We start from the raw sequence: 22729 nt of genomic DNA on the forward strand, positions 1-22729 counted from the left end.
AAGTATTGCACAGAGTTTCACAAAAGAATTTTAGGAATAAAAAAAGGAATCTCAACATGGTGTTTTGAGATTCCTTTTTTATTTAAAATACTATTTTTTTATTCTAAACTCAATCGTTTTTGTTCTCTAGCCAATAACGTATTTTTCAGCAACATAGCAATTGTCATTGGTCCAACTCCACCAGGAACTGGCGTAATGTAAGATGCTTTTTTAGATACCATTTCAAAATCTACATCGCCTGTAATTTTATAACCACGAGGATCAGTTTCGTCAGCAACACGCGTAATTCCAACGTCGATAACGACAGCATCATCTTTTATCATTTCGGCTTTTAAATAATTAGGAACGCCAAGTGCAGTAATGATAATATCGGCTTGCGTTGTGATTTGAGCAATATTTTTAGTATAACTATGGGTTAAAGTTACCGTTGAATTTCCTGGAAAACCTTTTCTTCCCATCAAGATACTCATTGGTCGTCCAACGATGTGACTTCTGCCAATAACAACGGTATGTTTTCCTTTAGTTTCTACATTGTATCTTTCTAATAATTCCAAAATCCCAAATGGCGTTGCTGGAATAAAAGTACTCATATCCAAAGCCATTTTTCCGAAGTTTTCAGGATGGAAACCATCAACATCTTTGCTTGGATCGATAGCCATCAAAACGCGTTGTGTATCAATTTGTTCGGGTAACGGCAACTGAACGATAAAACCGTCGATGTTATCATCTTCGTTCAATTCGATGATTTTTTTTAGTAATTCGGTTTCCGAAGTTGTGCTTGGCATTTTGATTAACGTAGATTCAAAACCTACCAATTCGCAGGCTTTTACTTTACTGCCAACATAAGTTAAACTTGCTCCGTCGTTACCAACAATAATGGCAGCAAGATGTGGCACTTTTTCACCATTTTTTTTCATCTTGTTTACTTCGGCTGTAATTTCTGCCTTAATGTCACTGGAGATTTTTTTTCCGTCTAATAATTCCATTTCTGTTTCGGGTTTAAATGTTTCATGTTCAAAGTTGTGTAAGCAAACATGAAACGCTGTAGTTAGTTGTTATTTAAAAAAACTTAAGGTTTAAAATTTCGCACTCGAAACTTTAAACCTTACCTTATTATCTCATTCCTTTCATTCCGCCCATCATTCTCATCAAATTTTTTCCGCCTGAACCTTGCATCATTTTCATCATTTTGCTCATTTGGTCAAATTGTTTCATCAATTGATTTACTTCCTCGATTTTTCTTCCAGAACCTTTTGCTATTCTGGTTTTTCTTTTCATATCGATGATTGACGGTTTTGTTCTTTCTTTTGGTGTCATCGAGTAAATGATGGCTTCGATATGCTTGAACGCATCGTCTTCTATTTCTACATCTTTCAATGCTTTTCCGGCTCCGGGAATCATTCCGACTAAGTCTTTCATGTTACCCATTTTTTTCACTTGCTGAATTTGTGCCAAGAAATCATCAAAACCAAATTCGTTTTTAGCGATTTTCTTCTGAATTTTTCTTGCTTCTTCTTCGTCATATTGTTCTTGCGCTCTTTCAACTAAGGAAACAACGTCTCCCATTCCGAGAATTCTATCTGCCATACGCGATGGATAGAACACGTCGATGGCTTCCATTTTTTCACCTGTTCCGATGAATTTGATTGGTTTATTAACTACCGATTTAATCGAAATAGCTGCTCCACCACGTGTATCACCATCTAATTTGGTTAAAATAACTCCATCAAAATTCAATCTATCATTGAATGCTTTTGCCGTATTTACTGCGTCTTGACCTGTCATGGAGTCAACAACGAACAACGTTTCTTGTGGTTTAATTGCCGCATGAACATTGGCAATCTCGTTCATCATTTCTTCATCAATTGCTAAACGACCAGCAGTATCTACAATAACTACGTTAAATCCATTTGATTTTGCGTGTTGAATAGCATTTAATGCAATTTGAACTGCATTTTTATTTTCTGGTTCTGAATAAACCTCTACGCCTATTTGGTCTCCAACTACGTGCAACTGATTGATTGCCGCCGGACGATAAATATCACAGGCTACTAAAAGTGGTTTTTTATTTTTCTTAGTTTTAAGATAGTTTGCTAATTTTCCGGAAAAAGTAGTTTTTCCTGAACCTTGCAAACCAGACATTAAAATAACCGAAGGATTTCCGGAAAGGTTAATTCCTGTAGCTTCGCCACCCATTAATTCGGTTAATTCGTCTTTAACAAGTTTAACCAATAATTGTCCTGGTTCTAATGTTGTTAAAACGTTTTGCCCGATTGCTTTTTCTTTAACCGCAGTTGTAAAATCTTTTGCAATTTTAAAATTGACATCGGCATCAAGTAATGCACGACGTACTTCTTTCAAAGTTTCGGCTACATTGACTTCGGTAATTTTTCCGTGTCCTTTTAAAATATGAAACGCTTTATCTAGTTTATCACTTAAGTTATTGAACATAATGGTAAGCTTTGTTATTTTTAATGAAGTGGCAAAGATAACTTAAAGTTAGAAAGTTGACAAATAAAGAAAGTTGAAATTATGCAATAAAAAAACCAACTTTTCAGTTGGCTTATTTTTAGTTTTTGTTCTAAATTAATTTTTCTCAAAAGTGAGCAAATCGATACTTCCATCGCCGCCAGAAACGTGCTTTAGTTCAAGCTTGGTTGTCGATGAAGATAGAACTCTCCAATCTTCGGTTATTTCTTCAAATGGTCCATTGGCATCAGGAAAAGTGATATCAAATTTTGTTGAACCACTATCAGAATACGTTGACCATGTTCCGTTTTTGGTCGTTGAACCGTTAACCGCTACCATTGTTCCATTGGAATTAATAGAAAAATTATATCCATTAAAATTACTGGTTTGGTTCGTTCCATCTTCTTGAAACAAAGTTACACGCCAAGTTCCCGAAGTAACATTGGTATTTACATTTGATGTTGATGGCGAATTATCATCTGAACTATCGTCATCAGAACTGCACATTGATGCTACATTTAGCATAAAAAGGCAAAATAAAGCTGGGATTAAAATTAGTTTTTTCATTTGGTTAAGTTTTTAAAAAGTTATTGTTTTAAGAAAACATATGCTATTGATGTGATTATTATCCAAATTATTACTTGTAATGCAACATAAGCAACTGACTTTTTATTAGGATTTTCACAATTCATAATTCAACAAGATTTAGTTTTTAGTAAAAGTCAAATAGTCGATACTTCCATCACCGCCACTAACGTGTTTTAATTTTATTACAGTTGTTGAAAACTCAATTATTCGCCAATCTTCTTCAATTTCATCAAGCACATTGCCGTTAAATTCCAATTCTAACTTGTTATAACCGCTATCAAGATATTGTTCCCAAGTTCCGTTTATAGTCGTTGCATTTTTTACTGCTATTGATGTTCCATTACTTGCAAAAGTGAAATTATATCCAGCATAATCATCCGTTTCTATATCATCATCTTCTTGGAAATAAGAAATATACCAAGTTCCTGAAGTTAATACTTCTGAAAAATCAGGATTACTTCCACCACCAGAATTATCATCACAATCATCTATTGAATCTTCAATAAAATCTTCCAGCTGGGAATTTGAATTGATTGTAATGGTTTGACCATTAGAATTTACTGCCGAAATTGGATAACTAATGGCAACAAAAGTGGCAGAAGACATGTTGGCTAAAAAATTAAAAAACATTGAGTTACTAGTTATCGTTACGGTATCTGCTATTTGATTATTACTATCATAAACATTGATTACAATAGGATAAACTAGTGCAATACAATCTATTTCATCAAAACCATCATCGTCGCCACAATCGTCTAAAATATCATCTAATTGATCGGGAGTTTGAACTACAAGAGTTTGAAAATTTTGGAATTGGATTGTTATTGGATAAATGAAGTTTACAATATCATCATCGTTTGAAAATTCGTTAATTGCATCTTGCACTATTTGATAATCGGCTTGATTTGTTACCTCTATTTCTTGCGAATTGACAATAACCGTAACGGGAAGCACAACGCTGAAACAACTTGAGTTGTCTAATATATTATCGATAGACGTTGGGTTCTGAGAAGTTCTTGCTAACAAACTAGCTATTGGCGATGTTTTTGCAAAACTTTGCGTGTTGTCTTGAATTATAGTTTCTTCTTCTTTTTGACAACTAGTCAATAAAAGAAAAACAAAACCAAGCAATATGTAAAAAGATGTTTTCATACGATATAAATCCGTTTGATTTACTAGTTAAACAATTGATTTCAAAGTTACCCTACTTTAATCAAAAAAAATAATTATTTTTACTTCAAGTTTATCACAAAAAACATGTCAAAAGACGAAATCACAGGTATTTGCAAAGAAAATATTTTTTCTTCTTTTTTTAAAAGTCACGTTAAATCGCTCCGAAACTATTTGTATTATAAGTTTGGGAATGAAAACCAAGCCGAAGATATAACTCAAGAAGCTTTTATCAAGTTATGGCAAAACTGTGCCGATGTCCCTTTAGAAAAAGCAAAATCCTACCTATATACTATTGCCAACAATGCTTCTTTGAATGTAATTGCGCATCAAAAAGTAGTATTGAATTATGCCAAAACTTCTCCAAATAAAGAAAGTACCAACGAAAGTCCTGAATTTTTATTAGAAGAAGAACAATTCAAATCAAAATTATTACACGCAATAGAAAAACTGAACGAAAAACAGCGAGTTGCTTTTCTAATGAATCGTATCGATGGAAAAAAATATGCAGAGATTGCTAAAGAATTAGAAATTTCAGTAAAAGCAGTCGAAAAAAGAATCCACTTAGCTCTGATAGAACTTAGAAAAGAATTTGAAAATTTTAAGTAGGGTAAAATTATTTTAATATGTTTTAGTATTGAAATGCATTAGATTATGGAAGAAAATTACAAATTATCAAAATGGCTAAACGATGAAATGACTGCTGAGGAATTGTCTGAATTTCAAGCAGACAAGGACTTTGCCATTTTTGAAAAGATAAAAAAATATTCCTCAGAGTTGGAAACTCCAGCTTTTGACGAACAAAAAATGCTTTCCAAAATTGTAACTTCAGCTAAAAAAGAAGTCAAAACTATTTCTTTATACAAAAATTGGGCTTTGAGAATTGCCGCCGTTTTATTGATTGGAATGGGATTACTATTCACTTTTAGAAATGTTGCTTCCTATACTGAATTTGCTGATTATGGTGTTCAAAATACATTTTCACTTCCAGATAATTCAGAGGTTGTCTTAAATTCTGGCTCAGAAATTCAATACAAAAAATGGAATTGGGACAACAATAGAAGTTTAAACCTTGAAGGCGAAGCTTTTTTTAAAGTTGCCAAAGGAAAAAAGTTTGAAGTAAATACTCCACAAGGAAAAGTTACGGTTCTTGGAACTCAATTCAATGTAAAACAACGAGGAAATTACTTTGATGTAAGCTGTTATGAAGGAAAAGTAAAAGTAAATTTTGGCAATAATGAATTTATCTTAACCAAAGGAATGAGCGTTGCTGTTCGAGATGGAAAAACAATTCCAATTCCACCTAAAAATACTCTGAAACCAGAATGGCTAGAGCAAGAAATGGTGTTCTATCAAGAAAGTTTACCATCAATAGTGGCCGAATTTGAAAGACATTTTAATATAGAATTAGAATTAAATACTACTGGAAATGGACAATTATTCACAGGAACAATTCCAGCAAAAAATAGTGACACAGCGCTCCAAATTTTGTGTACTACTTATCATTTGAAACCTACAAAAGTGACTAAAACCAAAATCATTTTAGAAAACAATTAATGTTTCAAAACAGAGCGGTTTTTCTATTTATTTTTTTATTCTTTTCAATTTTGAGTTTTGCTCAAAATGATAAGAATGCTATTCCTTTGAAAAATATATTAAACCTTATTACTACACAACACGATGTAAGATTTAGCTACATTGAAGATGAAGTTGTTGTTTATTCCATTGTATCTCCAAACAAAAAATGGTCGTTGGAACAAAAAATAAAATACCTTGAAAAACAAACTAATCTTCAATTTAAACTTATTGGCCAAAAATATTATTCTATCTACAATGACAAAAAATTAGACAAACCACTTTGTGGCTTTTTGATTGATTATGATACCGGAAAACCGATTGAAAATGCATTATTATCTATAGAAGGAACAACAGACACAGCTTTTACTGATGCTGATGGTCATTTTAAATTGCCTAAAGTTTCTTCAAACAGTATTAAAATCGAGCATCCAAGCTATAATTCTATTACACTAAATCCAAAAGAATTATATGTTGTTGACTGTCCAAAATTAAAATTGCAATCAATAATTCAATCACTTGACGAAGTCATAACACAACGTTATATAGCAACTGGTATCATTAAAAAAAATGATGGAACCATTCAAATTAAACCGAAAAAATTTGGAATTCTACCTGGTTTAATCGAACCCGATATGTTACAAACCATGCAACAAGTTCCAGGAATTATTAGCGTTGATGAAACTATTTCTAATATTAATGTTCGTGGCGGAACGCATGACCAAAATTTATTCCTTTGGAACGGAATGAGGATTTTTCAAACTGGACATTTTTTTGGATTAATCTCAGCTTTTAATCCATCATTATCCCAAGAAATAACCATATCAAAAAACGGAAGTTCGGCTTTTTTTGGTGAAAGTGTTTCCAGTTTAGTAACCATTTCATCGCGAAGTAACACTATTGAAGAAACCCATTCGAGCCTTAGTTCTAATTTAATTAGTGCCGAATTTTTTTCTAAAATTAAAGTTTCTGATAAAGCAAATGTAACTTTAGCTGGAAGACGTTCTTTGACGGACTTTTTCTCGTCGCCAACCTACAAAAACTACAGTAATCGAATTTTTCAAAACACAGTTATTACCGATTTGAATGACAATCAAATTATCAACTACAATAACGATGTTGATTTTTATTTTTATGATGTAAGTCTTCAATATCAACAAAAAATTGGAACAAAAAATGAACTTAACATTGATTTTTTAGTAATCGAAAATTCGTTAGATTTTAATCAAACAGTATCCAACTTAAGCGAAAACAGTAAACTTACTCAAGAAAATTTTGGAAGTACATTTCGATGGAAAACCAATTGGAACAAAAACAATTTTACCGAAATAACGGCTTACCTATCACAATATGATTTACAATCAAACAATAAATCAATTGAAAATGACCAAATTTTATTGCAAAGAAATAAAGTTCTGGATTATAGTTTGAAAATTAAAAATTCCAACAAACTATCATCTAGTTTTACATTAAACTCAGGTTATCAATTTAACGAAACTGGTGTTACTAATTTTGATGATATTAATTTACCAATATTTTCAAGAACAATAACAAATGTCTTACTTACTCATGCTGGAATTGTTGAAGGAATTTATGAACCTGAAAGTAAAAAAACTTTAATTAATGCTGGATTGCGAGTCAATTATTTTGACAAATTTAATGAGTTCGTTCTTGAACCAAGATTACAATTCAACCAATCCCTAACTTCAAGTATTAGATTGGAAATTTTAGCCGAACAAAAAAGCCAAACTTTATCTCAAATTATTGATTTACAGCAAGATTTTCTTGGTGTTGAAAAAAGAAGATGGACTTTGGCTAACAACAGTACAATTCCTATTCAAAAAAGCAATCAATTTTCGATTGGGTTCAATTTTAAAAAGAACAATTGGTTGATTACACTTGATAATTTTTATAAAAAAATCACTGGAATTACAACAAGCAGTCAAGGATTTCAAAATCAATTTGAGTTAGAAAAATCAGTTGGAAATTATCAAGTTTTTGGAACAGAATTTTTGATTCAAAAAACATTCAATCACTTTTATTCTTGGCTAAGTTATTCATTTAATGACAATAAATATGATTTTGATCAATTAAACAATGCTGTTTTTCCAAATAATTTTGAAGTAACACATGCCATTTCTTGGGCAGGAATTTATGAATGGAAACAAGTAAAATTTGCTCTTGGAACCAAATGGCATACTGGTAGACCAATCACAACTCCAATTGCTTTTACAGTAACTGAAACCGAACCAAACATTTTATATAATTCTCCAAACAATAGCAAACTTGAAGACTATTTTCAAGTAAATTTTTCTGCTTCAAAAAAATGGAATTTGAACGACACAATGAAACTAGAAACTGCAGTTTCTGTTCTCAATTTATTGAATACTAAAAATAGTATTAATCGTTTTTACAGAGTAAATTCAGCTAATAATTCGGTGGAAAGTGTGGATACTTTTTCACTAGAAATGACACCTAATTTTAATATCAAATTGAATTTTTAGAATAAAAAAAGGTCGAAAAAAAATTTCGACCTTTTTAGTGCAAACATTTTAACTCAACTTCAAAAGACTTTTATCCGAGAGAATTCCTTTCCAATGTTTATATCCTTTAGCAATAATCAATAAGTTGATAATAAGCAAAAACGTCATTTGAATTAATTCACCAATTTCGTGTGGTTCCAAAAATAAATGGAATAGAAAAATATGAATTGTTACTGGCAAAGCCATAATTGCGCCAAGAAGCGAAAAACGTTGACTGATTAAAAGCAGACCAACAAGCAATTCTACTATTCCTAAAAACTGCCAAAAATATCCAGTTTGTTTCATCCCAAAGATGTAATTTTTAATTTTTAAGATTTCAACACTTGGTGCAACTTCTTGTCCAGCTTTTACTTTTTCTACGATTTCTGTTGGGCTTGGTGACGGTTTTTCAAACTTTTTCATTCCGCCATAAATCATCATTCCGCCTAAAATTAAATTGAAGATGATAAATATTATTTTTAGTGATTTCATATTTTTATTAATTTAAAATTGCATATTCAACTACTGGATTTCCTCTTACTCCAGCATCATTTGTCATGGCTAAAAATCTAATTTTATAGTAATTTCCAACAACATCTTTTATTACATAAAAACGATCGGTTCTAACACTTGGCAAAGTTCCTGGTCCGCCGCCATTTCTCCAGTTTGAACCAATAATTCTTTGGTCTGAAGCCGAAACTGTAAAGTTATTTTCTACAACATTTGCTATAGTGAAGTTCTCATAAGTTCCGCCATCAGCAACTAAAACTTGATATACTTTTGTTCCACTTTTCATGTTAGATACAATAAAATCAGAATATCCATAAGTTACTTCGGTTCCAAAATTTACATAGTTTGTAAAAGTGGTAAAATTCAAATCCCATTTGTCTTTTTTTGGTTCAACTTGAACTGTTGTTCCAGTTGTTAAACTAAAAAATGTAAAATTGTAATCATCATTTTTAGAAATGGTTTTCTCTTGGAAAATTGCTGATGCTAAATCGGCATATTGAATTTTATATCCATTACCATTTCGTAGAATTCTAACTTTTTTCCATCCACGAGCATCACCATCAATACTAACAGAACCAACGGTTGGAGTAGTTGTTGAAACCGCAAAACCTAGGTTTACTAAATAGACTTTATTATCTGCATCATTAGCCGAAATTTCAGCAATTGCAGTTCCAATTCCGTTACCGTTTCCAGCTAAAATTCCAGTTGGATTGTCACAATAACCATTACTTGAAGGATTTGTTCCTGCGCCAACTGCCACAGCATCATCTGAAACTTGTGTCAAAGTAATATCAGCCGTTTCTAGTTTTTTTACTGCCATTTTCAATGAACCATTGATTACAACTCTAAAATCGGAACCGGTTGAAAATCCAAAATCCCACGAAGCTCTGTTTACTGCTGTAAATTCTTCGGAACTTAAATCTAAATAGACTTGGTTGGGTTGATTTGCTCCGCCAACACTTGGTTGAACTACTGCTCCAACTGATGGAATTTCAGTTGTTGGTCCATCGTCATCGCTTGAACAAGAAGCAAGTGTTGCTATTGCAACAGCTAAGGTTAAAAATTGTTTTTTACTCATGATATTTATATATTAAAAATTAAGGTTATACGTTAGTTTAAAAAAGTAGGAACGACCATAAGCAAGCATAATATTTGACGATGTTCCGTGTGCTGCGCCATCGTTTGCTCTAGTCTGATTAATATTGGTTATGTCCAAAATATTTCTTGCTCCGATGGTTGCTTCCAATTGGTTTTTGAAAAATGATTTTCGGATGGAAGCATCAAGCCAGTTGCTAGCATCAATGGTTGAAATGATATATTCTGAGTTGCCTTCAACAAATTGTTGCGTTTTCCCGTTGTATTTATAGTAGGCAGAAAAAGTGGTTTGCCATTTTGGAACGAAATAAGAAATGTTACTGTTTATGTTAAATGAATACAGAAATTTTTCGTTGGAAGCAAAAATTTGATTTTCGATTTTTTGAGAAATTCCAACCAATGCCGCGCCAAAATTCAAGTTCCAATTGCCTTTTTTGAATTGGTTCATCGTCGAAAAATTCCACATTTTATATTTACTAATGTTGATGTATTGAAATTCTCTAATCAATGTGCTTGGATTAATTCGGATTAATGCCATATCGATTTTATCGTCAATATCAAGAAAGCTTCCTGCAAAACTTGTTGAAACTTTCAGTCCAGAAGTCAATGAAACTGATTTTTTAAGACTGATTTCATAAGAAGTACTGGTTTCGGGAATAAGGTTTTCGTTACCAATATAAAAATGACTATCATTTACAAAATAATAATAAAGTTCTTCAAATGTTGGTGTTCTGAATGAGTTTCCATACGAACCACGAAGCTCAAAATCATTTAAAAACAAATAGCGTAAACCAAGCGATGATGCGTGTTGATTTTTAAATTTTGATTGTGCCGAAAAACGAATTCCAGGACGAATTGAAAGTTTTTCAGAAGCATTGATTTCAGAAGAAGCAAAGAAGTCATAATTTTCTAATGTTTCACGAACTGGTAATGAAAATCCTCTGCTGTGAACCAATTCATATCCTAATTGTAAAGCCACTTTTTTATCAGAAAAAAAATTACTGATTGTTCCTGTAGAATAAAATGTTTCCATGGATTGATCTTTGATTTTTACATTATTTGCTTCATTTCGTGTAAACAAATAGTATCTAAAATCTTCAGTGCTTCGCTCTTGCTTTTGATGAGAAACCGAAACATTGTAGCTCAGTTTATTGAAGATTTTCCCCGTAGAATTCAAGTTGTGAAAATATCGATTGTTCAAATAACGTTTGTCATCAGCATAACGATACGAACCTAATTCCGAATTAAAACCCGATTGAACTGTACTGTTATAGAAATCAATATTTTCGTCTAAATATTCAAATTTGTAGAAAATTCGAAATTGATTTTTAGCAAATGCAACTAGTGCTGTTGTGTTTAATTGTTCTTTCGGAAGCCAACGATTACCCCGTAAACCATCGTTTTCAATATGGTTTTTTCCTTGTTTTCCATCTAAAAAACCTTGGAAATCATTTCGATTTGCACTTATACTCGCAAACCAATTTTCGCTTATTGAATTTGAAACTTTTATTGCTTGAATATGTCTTCCTTTATCAAAAAATTCAAATTCCTCGCCAACAGTTTCTTCTTGGGCAGTTGCCGAAATATTCCATTTATCCTTGGAAGATTTTTTGGTAATAATATTCAAAATTCCGGTTACAGCATTGGCACCATGAGTTACACCCATTGAACCTTCAACAATTTCAATTTGTTCAATATCATTTAGATTAATTTGAGACAAATCGGTATTATTTCCTAAACCAGCTTCGTTAACTAGCGGAACATTATCAACCATTATTTTGAAATATCGCGCATCAAGTCCAAATAATGAAACGGTAGATCGACCATCAACTCCGCTTGGTCTAACGGTAATATTCAAATATTGATTTAAAACATCCGATAAATTATTGGCAGCTAAATTTTGAATATCCTTAGCGGTAATAACTCGAACATTGAACACTGATTTTTTTATAGATTGAGGTTCAAACTGACCTGTAACCACAACTTCTTGGAGTTTATTTTCAGTAATTGTATCGTTTTGAGCATACCCAAAAGCTGTAATAAATATTAGAACTATGTGTTTTTTTATTTTCATTATTAAGATTGTTTCTAAATAATTTTTGACAAATATATATCTTATTTTTATTTATTCTAAATTAATTTAATAAATTTGCAGCATAAATTTTAAACTAAATTCTTAATCACATGAAAACCAAATCATTTCTAGTTTCGGCTTCGATGCTACTAGTAGCTATCAACGGAAACAGTCAGGAAGCAAAAAAACAACAAGACAAAAAAGTCATAAGATCAATGTGTGGTTGTTATGAAGTACAATTCAATTTTGCTGAAACATTTTCGTATCCAAAAGACACTGCGAAGTATGTTCCATCAAAAACAAAGCACGAAAAAGCATTAGAATGGGTAGAATTATTAGAAGATACAGACAATAAAATTGTGCTACAACACATTCTGATAACAGGAAAAGAAGAAAACGACATTGTAAAACACTGGAGACAAGATTGGCTATTTGAAAACACAGAACTTTATAAGTTCAACAAAGAAACCAATTGGAAATACAAAAAACTTGATGCAAAAGAGGTAAAAGGCCAATGGACGCAGAAAGTATATCAAGTTGATGATAGTCCTAGATATGAAGGAAGCGGAACTTGGATAAATGTTGACGGTAGAACTTTTTGGCAAAATACAACCGATGCACCGTTACCAAGAAGAGAACACACTAAAAGAGATGATTATAATGTTTTAAAAAGAAGAAATATCCATGAAATTACTTCTTATGGTTGGTTACACGAGCAAGATAATGACAAAATCATTCGTGATGAAAACGGAAAAGATTATGTTTTAGCTCAGGAAAAAGGTTATGATACCTATACCAAAGTTGATGACAGCAAATGCAACGTTGGTATAAATTGGTGGACAAAAAACAAAGAAGTTTGGAAAAAAGTTAGAGCAAAATGGGATGCTGAATTTGCTAAAGACAAGGATTTAACTTTAAAAAAATCAGTTGAAAAGAAACCACTTTTTATGCATTTATTTGATTTAAAAGCCGATGCTTCAACGGATGAAGTAAACAAAATAATTGATGATTTTATTGTAAAATAAAAACAATTCAAAACTATGTGTAATTTCAAAACACTCAATAAAACTTCAAACGGAATTTTGCTTTTCTGTCCCAAAAATAGAACATTTAATCTTTCGTTTAGAAATTTAACTTTCAATTTCAACAGTGAGGAATTATATGATTTCATTGCTTTTATTGGAAAAATTGATTGTGATTATTGGGAAAATGAATATAAAAATTCGGTTTATCCCAAGAGAATTCCAATTCCAACATTTCAAACAAACTTTATTATTTTGCTTGATCGTCAAGAAGTAGAAGAATTAAGGTTTTTATTAGATTTTGAAAAAAAAGATGAATTTTTGAAGTTACATCAAATTCAATACACATTGATTTTGAACTAATAAAAAAGCGATTGAAAATTTCAATCGCTTTTTGTTTTTACATTCTTTCTGGAACTTCTATTCCGAGTAAAGTAAATCCAGATTTTATAGTATCGGCTACTTTTTTGGAAAGTTGTACACGAAAAATCTTTTTATCTAAATTGTCTTCACCTAAAATCGAAACCGATTGATAGAACGAATTGTATTCTTTCACCAAATCATACGTATAATTTGCAATCAATGCCGGACTGTGATTTTGAGCTGCATTTTGAATTACTTCTGGATAAAGTTCAATCTGTTTGATTAATTCTTTTTCTTTATTATGAAGCACTTCGACTGGGCTAAGTGTGACAAAATCAAAATCGGCTTTACGTAAAATAGATTGAATTCTGGCATAAGTATATTGAATGAACGGACCAGTATTTCCAGCAAAATCAACTGATTCTTCTGGGTTGAACAAAATTTGTTTTTTTGGATCAACTTTCAAGATATAATACTTCAACGCACCAAGTCCGATGATATTAAACAATTTTGCTTTTTCTTCATCAGAATAACCATCAAGTTTTCCCAATTCAGAAGCAATATCTCCAGCGGTTTTGGTCATTTCTTCCATTAAATCATCGGCATCAACAACAGTTCCTTCACGTGATTTCATTTTTCCCGAAGGCAATTCTACCATTCCATACGACAAATGAAAAAGATTTTCTGCCCATTCGAAACCAAGTTTTTTTAGAATCAAAAACAATACTTTAAAATGGTAATCTTGTTCATTCCCAACGGTGTAAACCATTCCGCCAACATCGGGAAAATCTTTTACACGCTGAATTGCAGTTCCAATATCTTGTGTCATATAAACGGCAGTTCCATCAGAACGCAACACGATTTTTCTATCCAATCCGTCAGAAGTTAAGTCAATCCAAACCGAACCATCAGGATCTTTTTCAAAAATTCCTTTTTCTAATCCAAATTGAACGACTTCTTTTCCTAATAAATAGGTATTTGATTCATAATAATAACTGTCGAAATTAACTCCAAGATTTTTATAGGTTTGTGCAAAACCATCATAAACCCATTGGTTCATTTTTTTCCAAAGCTCGATTACTTCTGGTTTTCCAGCTTCCCAATCTAAAAGCATTTGTTGTGCTTCTAATATAATTGGAGCTAATTTTTTTGCTTCTTCTTCTGTTTTTCCTTCAGAAATTAAAGTCTTAATTTCAGATTTATATTGTTTATCAAAAGCTACGTAAAAATTTCCAACCAGTTTATCACCTTTCAAACCAGCTGTTTCAGGCGTTTGTCCGATTCCGAATTTTTGCCAAGCTAACATTGATTTACAAATATGAATTCCTCTATCGTTGATGATTTGGGTTTTATACACTTTTTTGCCCGAAGCTTTGATGATTTCGGCAACTGCATATCCTAAAAGATTATTACGAACGTGACCAAGATGTAAAGGTTTATTGGTATTTGGCGAAGAATATTCAACCATTACCGCCTTTTCATTTGGCGAAGCCGAAACTAATCCAAAGGTTTCATTATCTTTTATTTCGTTGAAAAAATTAAGATAATAAGCATCCGAAATTACTAGGTTCAAAAACCCAGAAACTACGTTAAAACAAACAACTTCCTGAGTGTTTTCGACTAAATATTGACCAATTTTAGTACCAATTTCAACAGGGTTCCCTTTGATTACTTTCAGTAACGGAAAAATCACCATCGTAATATCGCCTTCAAAATCTTTCCTGGTTTGTTGAAATTCAATTTTTTCAACAGCTGTATTGAAAACTAATTCAATAGATTTTTTGATGTGTGGCAATATAATTTCGGATACATTCATGATTATTAATTTAAGTTGGCAAAGATAAGGATTAATCAAAATAGTTATACAAGATTTTAATATCGAACAAAAATGACACAACTGTAAATAATTTTGTAAGTTTTATATATTGTTTTTTGTTTGTTTTATGTATTTCATCGATTTTTTTTGCGTTTTAACGTTAATATGTGCAATATTTGTCATGTCAAAATCCCCAAATTATGAAGAAGCTATTACTCTTATTTACTTTGTTATTATCTGCAGTTGGATTATCACAGCCAATATCTGTTAGTTCAACAAGTCATACAGTACCACAACTAGTTAATAACATACTTATTAACTCACCATGTGTTTCTGCAAGTAATATTAGTTGGAAAACTGGTACAAATTTTAGTTCAACGAACGGAATTGGTTTTTTCCAAAATACGAATCCAAATTTTCCTTTACAAAGTGGAGTTGTATTGAGCACAGGAAACGCCTCTAATGCAGCAGGTCCAAATTCAACAATGTTAAATGATGGTACCAATGCTTGGACCGGTGATGCAACTTTAGAGGCAACACTAGCAGCTGCAGGAATACCAATGACTTCTTCAAACGCTACCGTTTTAGAATTTGATTTTACACCAATTTCTACTAACTTTAGTTTTGATTTTGTATTTGCATCAGAAGAATACGGTAACTTTCAATGTCAATATTCTGATGCTTTTGCTTTTTTGTTAACAAATCTCAATACAGGAGAAACTACAAATTTGGCAGTTGTTCCAAATACAAATGATCCAATTTCTGTAATTACGATTAGAGATTTTTTATACAATTCATCATGTCCATCATCTAACCAACAATTTTTTGGTAGATTTAATGGTGGTTCCAATGCAAATTCTTCTGCTATAAATTTTAATGGACAAACAAAAGTTTTAACAGCTTCTTCTGTTTTAACAGCTGGTGTTCCTTATCACATAAAATTAGTAATTGCTGATAGACTTGATTATCAATCAGACTCAGCAATATTTATTTCCTCAAATAGTTTTAATATTGGACAAGATGTTCTTGGAGAAGACTTGACAATAGCTAATAATACCGCTTTGTGTGTAGGAAGTCAGTACACTATTGAAACTGGACTAGATGAAAATGCATACACTTTTGTATGGAAACATGGCGAAGATATATTGGTAGGAGAAACAGAACCAAATTTAACAATTTCTCAAGCTGGAACTTACAGTGTTACTTATCAAAATATGCTTGGAGCATGTTCAGCTGTTACCAACACGATAACAATTGAATATACATCTCAAATTTCGACTTTAACACCATACAGTTTATATCGTTGTAATACTGGTGCGTCAAGTTATACTTATAACTTGGCTTCAAACACACCTATTTTACTCTCTGGTTTAAATCCAAGTACATTGGTAACATATCATGCTTCACAATCTGAGGCAAATTCAAATAGTAATCCTTTACCTCTTCAATATACAGTTTCTTCAAATACAACTATTTTTGCAAGAGTTCAGGTTCCAAGTGGATGTTTTGTGGTGAAAACATTTCAGCTATTAACTGCGCCTGCACCTGTAGCAAATCAGCCTAATAATTTGATAAAATGTGAAACAACTTTTGGAGGCAATACTGCAATTTTCAATTTGATTAATTTAAGAAGTACAATATTAGGAAATCAATCTCCTCAAATTTATACCGTTACTTTTCACACATCTCAACTAGATGCGACTAACAATAACAACCCAATTAGTCAAGGAACTTTTTTAAACAATACAACTTTTTACCAATCAACTGATAGAACTATATTTGTTAGAGTTCAAAATACAAGTGATCCAGACTGTTTTAGTTTAACAAGTTTTGAACTTATTGTAAATCCATTACCTATAGTTGATGAACTTGAAGACATAACAGTTTGTACAGAATATATTCTACCAACAATTACTAATGGTAATTATTTCTCGGCTCCAAATGGAGGTGGAACACCAATGTTTGCCGGTGATGTTATAACCGAAACTAAAACAATTTATATCTTTAACCAACCTGATGGACCAAATACATGTTCTTCCAGTAGTTCATTCATTGTAACTATTATTGACATTGATAATTTTGCTCCAGATGACGTTTTTAATTGTGGTAATTACACTTTACCTGCTTTATCTAAAGGAAAATATTATACTCAACCTGGAGGAAATGGAACCCAAATAAATGCTGGAACCGTTATCAGTTCAACTCAAACTATTTATTTTTTCTATCAAACTACTGTGGAACCAATATGTACAGTTGATGACAGCTTTACTGTAACTATATCTCCAACTATTGAAGCTGGAAACAGACCAGATATTTTTGAATGTACATCGTATACTTTGCCTCCATTAACTGTTGGTAAATATTTCACACAATCTAATGGAAATGGAAATGAAATTCCAGCAGGAACTGTTATAACAGCTAATCAAACAATATATGTTTTTGCTACAACTGGTGGAGATAACCCTTGTACAGATCAAGATATATTTGGCGTTTTTATTGGAATCAATCAACCTGCAAATATTAATCAGTGTAATGGATATACACTACCAAATTTACCAGTTGGGAAATATTACACTGGACCAAACGGTACAGGACAAATTATACCTGCAGGTACAGTTATAAATACTAACTCAACTATTTATATTTATGCACCAACCAGTAGTGGACAAAATAATTGTACTGAAAATTTATTTTTTACTCTAACTTTCTCACAACCACCAGTCGATGTTTTAGAAAATGTTTCTGCTTGTGAAAACTATACATTACCTTCTATTACAAATGGAGATTATTACACTGGAATCAATGGAACTGGAACTATGCTAAATGCTGGTGATATCATTTCATCGACTCAAACGATTTATATCTTTGAAAGATTAAATTCTAGTTGCGCTAATCAATCTAGTTTTACTGTTATGATTAACTCTTTACCTGCTATTGACTCAAGAGCTGATATTGATATTTGCGATCAATATATTTTGACACAATTAAATGTTGGAAATTATTTTACTGAACCAAATGGAGGTGGAACAATGCTTCCTGCAGGAACAGTTATCACTTCAAGCCAAAGAATATATATTTATGCTGTAACAAATACAACTCCTCAATGTAGTAAAGAAAATAGCTTTCAAATCAATGTTTTTTCAACAACCGCAGATCAACCAAGTAATGTAGAAGTTTGTGATAGCTATATTTTACCTTCACTTTCTTTAGATAATCATTACTATACTGCAACTGGTGGTCCAAACGGTTCTGGTATTGAATTAGCCGCTGGTTCTGTAATTACTAGCACGCAAAATATATATGTATATAAAGAAGCTTTAATTAGAACTTCATTTTCTTGTAGCGCAGAGAATATGTTTACTGTTACAATAAACCATACTCCTGTAATTAATCCTATATCAAATGTTAATGCTTGTAATTCTAATGAACTACCTGCCTTAACTGTTGGTAATTATTATACTGGACCAAATGGAACAGAAACTATGCTTCCAGTAGGAACGGCAATTACTTCTCCACAAACAATATATGTCTATGCAGAAACAGGTACAACACCAAATTGTCAAAGTGAAAAAAGCTTTTATGTAAACGTGTTCAACGTAGATGAATTACCTAATATAACGACTTGTGAAAACTATATTTTACCAAATTTAACTATTGGTAAATACTACACTGGTTCCAATGGAACTGGCACACAATTATTCCCAGGTCAAGTTATAAATCAAACTCAGACAATATATATTTATCTTGAAGCTAATTTTTTACCAGTGTGTAGTGACGAAAGTTCATTCATAGTAACAATTATTGATACTCCTGTTGCTAATAACGTAGCTTTAACTTCAAGAACTGTTTGTGATGAAGATGGAACTAACGATGGAATTACTTTATTTGATTTATCTTCATTAAATTCAGAAATTTTGGGAAGTCAAATTGGAAGTGAATTCAACATACAATATTTTGAAAACAATGCTGATGCTTTGGCTCAAACTAATGCAATTACCTCAACAGAATTAACATCTGTATTTGTTAGAGTAAGTAATACATTAGCTCCAAATTGTTTTGACATAAAACCAATTACAATTATTGTAAACAAATTACCTGAACCAACTCCGCTTGATGGCTACGTTTGTATTGATAATGAAACAGGAAATCTTTTAAAATCATATACAATCTATAGTGGTTTAAGCGCTACAAAACATACATTTGTTTGGAAAAATGAAAACGGCGAAATTGTAGGCACAAACACTGCTTATACCGCAGTTTCCCCAGGAATATACACCATCGTTGTTACAAATATCTTAACTGGATGTTCATCAGAAGTAATTGAAGTTACTGTACAACAATCTGAACCTGCGGAAGTAACTTATGTTGTTGAGGATGATTTTTCTGATAGTCAAAGAATTATTATAACTGCAACCGGTTTAGGTGGAGATTATGAATACCAATTAGATAATGGTCAATTTCAAGACAGTAATATTTTTGAAAATGTAACATCTGGAATTCATACCATAACTGTTAGAGATAAAAACGAATGTGGTTCAACAACTATCCAAGCATTGGTAATTAATTATCCAAAATTCTTTACTCCAAATGGCGATGGCTATAACGATACTTGGAATATTGGAGATTTAAAAAATCAAACAAATGCTGTAATCATGATTTATGACCGATATGGCAAAGTTCTTAAGCAAATAAGACCAAATGGTCAAGGTTGGGACGGAACTTATAACGGAAATCAAATGAACTCTGACGATTATTGGTTTACAGTTTCATACACAGATGAAGACCAACAACAGCGTGAATTCAAATCCCATTTCGCTATGAAGCGATAACCTACATAAACCATGTTTTAGAAAACTCTCAATTTTTTTGAGAGTTTTTTTATTTATTTTCTGTAATAAAAAAGAGTTGTAGCAGTCTATTAAGCAACATTTAACAATTGTTAAATAGTAAACATTCAAAATATCTAATCATCATCAAAAAATGAAATTTAAAATTTTACTCATTCTTGTCATCTGTAATTTCTCTTTACTTTTTGCTCAAGGTTCTGGAAATCCTGGTTCGGTTTCTGGTAAAGTAATTGATAACACGAGTAAACAACCTTTGCCTTATGTAAATGTTTCAATTTTTGAAAACGACAAAATCATCACTGGAGGAATTACACAAGAAAATGGTAGTTTCAACATTAAAAACCTAGCTTTAAAACCATACAAAATTGAAATTCAATTTATTGGTTACAAAAAAATCATTAAAAACATTACTTTATCCGAAGCTGATAAAAACATCAACTTGAACAGTATCTTTTTAGAAGAAGATGCGGTTCAATTAAATACAGTTGAAATCGTTAAAGAACGTTCTACTATCGAGCAAAAAATTGATAGAAAAATTGTAAACGTTGGTAAAGATTTAATTGCTTCGGGAAATACAGCTTCCGAAATAATGAACAATATTCCAACCGTTAGCATCGATCCGCAAACAAAAGAATTAAGTTTAAGAGGAAATTCTAACGTTAGAGTTCTTATTGATGGAAAACCGTCAAACATTGATGCAGCTCAATTATTACAACAAATTCCGTCTTCATCAATCAAACAAGTGGAATTAATTACCAATCCTTCAGCAAAATACAATCCAGAAGGAATGAGTGGAATTATCAACATCATTTTGCATAAAAATGCTAACGAAGGTTTCAACGGAAGTATTAATTCGGGTGTAACTTTTGGAATTACGCCAAAGGTAAATTCGGCTTTGAACTTAAATTACAAAGTTGGAAAAGTAAATTTCTATACCAACTATGGTTTCAACCACGGAATTAATGCTAATAATGGATTTATCGATAGTTTCAGACCAACATTAGAGAACGAGCAAGACTTTGAGTTTAGAAACAAAAACACTTCTCATTTAGTGAAATTTGGAATAGATTATTACATCAATGATAAAAATACGTTATCGTTTTATACTAATCAAAACATTGTTGACGGAAGTGGAAGAGGTTTAACAGTTGTTGATTATCTAAATGCAGGTCAACCCGATTCTCGTCAATTATTTGATTCAAGAAACGATAATTTCACCCAAACCTATGACATGGTTTACAAACATGATTTCGACAAAAAAGGCGAAACTATCGATTTTCAAACCAATTTTTCTAATACAAAAGGTCCAGAATATACCGATTTTAACTTAGGACAAATTAATCCAACTTCAACTACTTTAACTAGTAATGACATTAACCGAGTTACTAATTCACTTCAAGTAAATATCGATTATGTAAATCCACTTTCTGAAACTGTAAAACTAGAAATTGGTGCCGAAAGTAGAATTCAAAGAATTACGAATAACTTTGATGAAAATATAAACGAAGCTTCTGTTGGTTACAATCGTGACGGAAATTCGAACTTTGAATTCAAAAGACAAATTCACTCATTCTATACAAATATTGGAAAACAATGGAATAAATGGAGTGCACAAGTTGGTGTTAGAATTGAAAACTACGACATCGATGCTGATTTTGAAAACGTAATAACATCAAGCAATCCATCCGAAAACATAAACGATAAAAGCAATGTAAAAGACCATATTTTCACTGCTTATCCATCGCTTTTCTTCAACTACAAAGCAAGCGAAAAAAACTCGTTTAACTTCAATTATTCTCGAAGAGTTGACCGACCAGGAATTGGACAAATTAGCCCAATCAGAGAATGGACAACACCATTAGTTGAATCAAGAGGAAATCCAGCATTGGAACCACAATTTACCAATTCGTTTGAAGTAAATTATACTAGAACAACCAAAATTGGTTCGATTACAACTGGAGCTTTTTACCGTCAAATTAGTGACGAAATCAGTAGAGTAATCTATAAAAATCCAGATAATCCAAACCAAGATATTCTTTCCTATGATAACTTTGATGACAACCATGCCTTCGGAATTGAAGCTTCGGCTAACTTGAAATTTTACTCTTGGTGGTCAGCTAATTTAAGTGCCGATAGTTATTTCAAAACCGTTAGAGGAACCGTTCAAAATGCCAATACTGGTGACCAAGAAAGAGCTGAAGTAGATGTAACTGTTTTCAATGCGAGAATGAATCACAATTTTACGGCTACTAAAAAATTACGTTTCAATTTATTTGCCATGTATCGCGGTAGAGATTTAAGTTTACAATTTGACCGTTCGCCAATGTATCGTGTTGACCTTGGTTCTACATATACTATTTTAAAAGGAAAAGGAAGCATCACAGCGCGTTTTAATGATATTTTTGAAACGATGAATTTTGCTTTTGACGGAAGCATTCCTTACCGACAAACCGGAGCTTTCTACTGGGAAAGTCAAACATTCTACATTGGTTTCAACTACATGTTTGGTGGTGGAAAAAATAAAGAATTACAGCGTAAACAAAGAGATGCAAACGAAACGCAAGGAAGTGGCGGAATGATGTAATCTTTTTTTCCGATAATTAAAAACAGAAGCAACATGATAATATATTCATGTTGTTTCTTTTTTTTTGTATGTTTGATATTCAATAAATAATATT

Annotated in this window: 15 protein-coding genes; 7 read left to right on the plus strand and 8 right to left on the minus strand. The window is 31.9% G+C overall.

The window, feature by feature from the left end; genetic code table 11:
- Positions 1-98 precede the first annotated feature (98 nt).
- From IAI56_RS07285 to IAI56_RS07300, 4 genes are all read right to left on the minus strand, one after another.
- Complete coding sequence (locus tag IAI56_RS07285) at positions 99-986, minus strand: bifunctional 5,10-methylenetetrahydrofolate dehydrogenase/5,10-methenyltetrahydrofolate cyclohydrolase (protein ID WP_187657240.1); 888 nt, start codon at positions 984-986, stop codon at positions 99-101.
- Positions 987-1113: 127 nt separating this feature from the next.
- The gene (gene ffh, locus IAI56_RS07290) at positions 1114-2451 is read right to left on the minus strand and encodes a signal recognition particle protein (RefSeq protein WP_169522658.1); all 1338 of its coding nucleotides are present in this window, start codon (positions 2449-2451) and stop codon (positions 1114-1116) included.
- A gap of 135 nt (positions 2452-2586) precedes the next feature.
- On the minus strand, positions 2587-3036 hold the full coding sequence (locus IAI56_RS07295; protein WP_187657241.1) for a hypothetical protein: 450 nt from the start codon (positions 3034-3036) through the stop codon (positions 2587-2589).
- 138 nt (positions 3037-3174) lie between these two features.
- Positions 3175-4209: a hypothetical protein gene (locus IAI56_RS07300; RefSeq protein WP_187657242.1), complete on the minus strand. Its 1035-nt coding sequence runs from the start codon at positions 4207-4209 to the stop codon at positions 3175-3177.
- A gap of 105 nt (positions 4210-4314) precedes the next feature.
- Here IAI56_RS07300 and IAI56_RS07305 point away from each other — a divergent pair, with 105 nt between their 5' ends.
- The 3 genes from IAI56_RS07305 to IAI56_RS07315 are packed head-to-tail and all read left to right on the plus strand — an operon-like array spanning position 4315 to position 8306.
- Complete coding sequence (locus IAI56_RS07305; protein ID WP_187657243.1) at positions 4315-4836, plus strand: RNA polymerase sigma factor; 522 nt, start codon at positions 4315-4317, stop codon at positions 4834-4836.
- A 45-nt stretch (positions 4837-4881) separates the two neighbouring features.
- Positions 4882-5784 carry a FecR family protein gene (locus IAI56_RS07310; protein ID WP_187657244.1) on the plus strand — a complete coding sequence of 301 codons (903 nt, stop codon included), beginning with the start codon at positions 4882-4884 and terminating at the stop codon, positions 5782-5784.
- Positions 5784-8306 (plus strand): TonB-dependent receptor, encoded by a 2523-nt coding sequence (locus tag IAI56_RS07315; RefSeq protein ID WP_187657245.1) that lies wholly within the window; start codon positions 5784-5786, stop codon positions 8304-8306. Before IAI56_RS07310 ends, IAI56_RS07315 begins: the two co-directional genes overlap by 1 nt.
- A gap of 48 nt (positions 8307-8354) precedes the next feature.
- Here the strand turns inward: IAI56_RS07315 and IAI56_RS07320 are convergent, their stop codons facing one another.
- Genes IAI56_RS07320 through IAI56_RS07330 form a run of 3 tightly spaced genes read right to left on the minus strand, consistent with a single transcriptional unit; the run spans position 8355 to position 12003 of the window.
- A complete protein-coding gene (locus tag IAI56_RS07320; protein ID WP_187657246.1) occupies positions 8355-8816 on the minus strand; it encodes a DoxX family membrane protein in 462 nt (153 codons plus the stop codon).
- 7 nt (positions 8817-8823) lie between these two features.
- Entirely contained in the window at positions 8824-9912 is a 1089-nt protein-coding gene (locus tag IAI56_RS07325) for an HmuY family protein (protein WP_187657247.1), read from the minus strand.
- A gap of 12 nt (positions 9913-9924) precedes the next feature.
- Positions 9925-12003 carry a TonB-dependent receptor plug domain-containing protein gene (locus IAI56_RS07330; protein ID WP_187657248.1) on the minus strand — a complete coding sequence of 693 codons (2079 nt, stop codon included), beginning with the start codon at positions 12001-12003 and terminating at the stop codon, positions 9925-9927.
- Positions 12004-12113: 110 nt separating this feature from the next.
- On the opposite strand from IAI56_RS07330, the gene IAI56_RS07335 reads away from it, so the two are divergent.
- Positions 12114-13028: a DUF6607 family protein gene (locus tag IAI56_RS07335; protein WP_187657249.1), complete on the plus strand. Its 915-nt coding sequence runs from the start codon at positions 12114-12116 to the stop codon at positions 13026-13028.
- A 15-nt stretch (positions 13029-13043) separates the two neighbouring features.
- Positions 13044-13388: a DUF6686 family protein gene (locus IAI56_RS07340; protein ID WP_187657250.1), complete on the plus strand. Its 345-nt coding sequence runs from the start codon at positions 13044-13046 to the stop codon at positions 13386-13388.
- A 37-nt stretch (positions 13389-13425) separates the two neighbouring features.
- On the opposite strand, the gene argS is transcribed toward IAI56_RS07340, so the two are convergent.
- Positions 13426-15204: an arginine--tRNA ligase gene (gene argS, locus IAI56_RS07345; RefSeq protein ID WP_187657251.1), complete on the minus strand. Its 1779-nt coding sequence runs from the start codon at positions 15202-15204 to the stop codon at positions 13426-13428.
- Positions 15205-15404: 200 nt separating this feature from the next.
- On the opposite strand from argS, the gene IAI56_RS07350 reads away from it, so the two are divergent.
- Both IAI56_RS07350 and IAI56_RS07355 read left to right on the plus strand, forming a co-directional pair.
- A complete protein-coding gene (locus IAI56_RS07350; protein ID WP_187657252.1) occupies positions 15405-20033 on the plus strand; it encodes a T9SS type B sorting domain-containing protein in 4629 nt (1542 codons plus the stop codon).
- Between the two features lie 151 nt (positions 20034-20184).
- Complete coding sequence (locus IAI56_RS07355; protein ID WP_187657253.1) at positions 20185-22635, plus strand: TonB-dependent receptor; 2451 nt, start codon at positions 20185-20187, stop codon at positions 22633-22635.
- The last annotated feature ends 94 nt before the right edge of the window (positions 22636-22729 follow it).

Origin of the sequence: Flavobacterium macrobrachii, assembly GCF_014486675.1 — a bacterium.
In the GTDB taxonomy this organism is placed as follows: Bacteria; Bacteroidota; Bacteroidia; order Flavobacteriales; family Flavobacteriaceae; genus Flavobacterium; species Flavobacterium macrobrachii.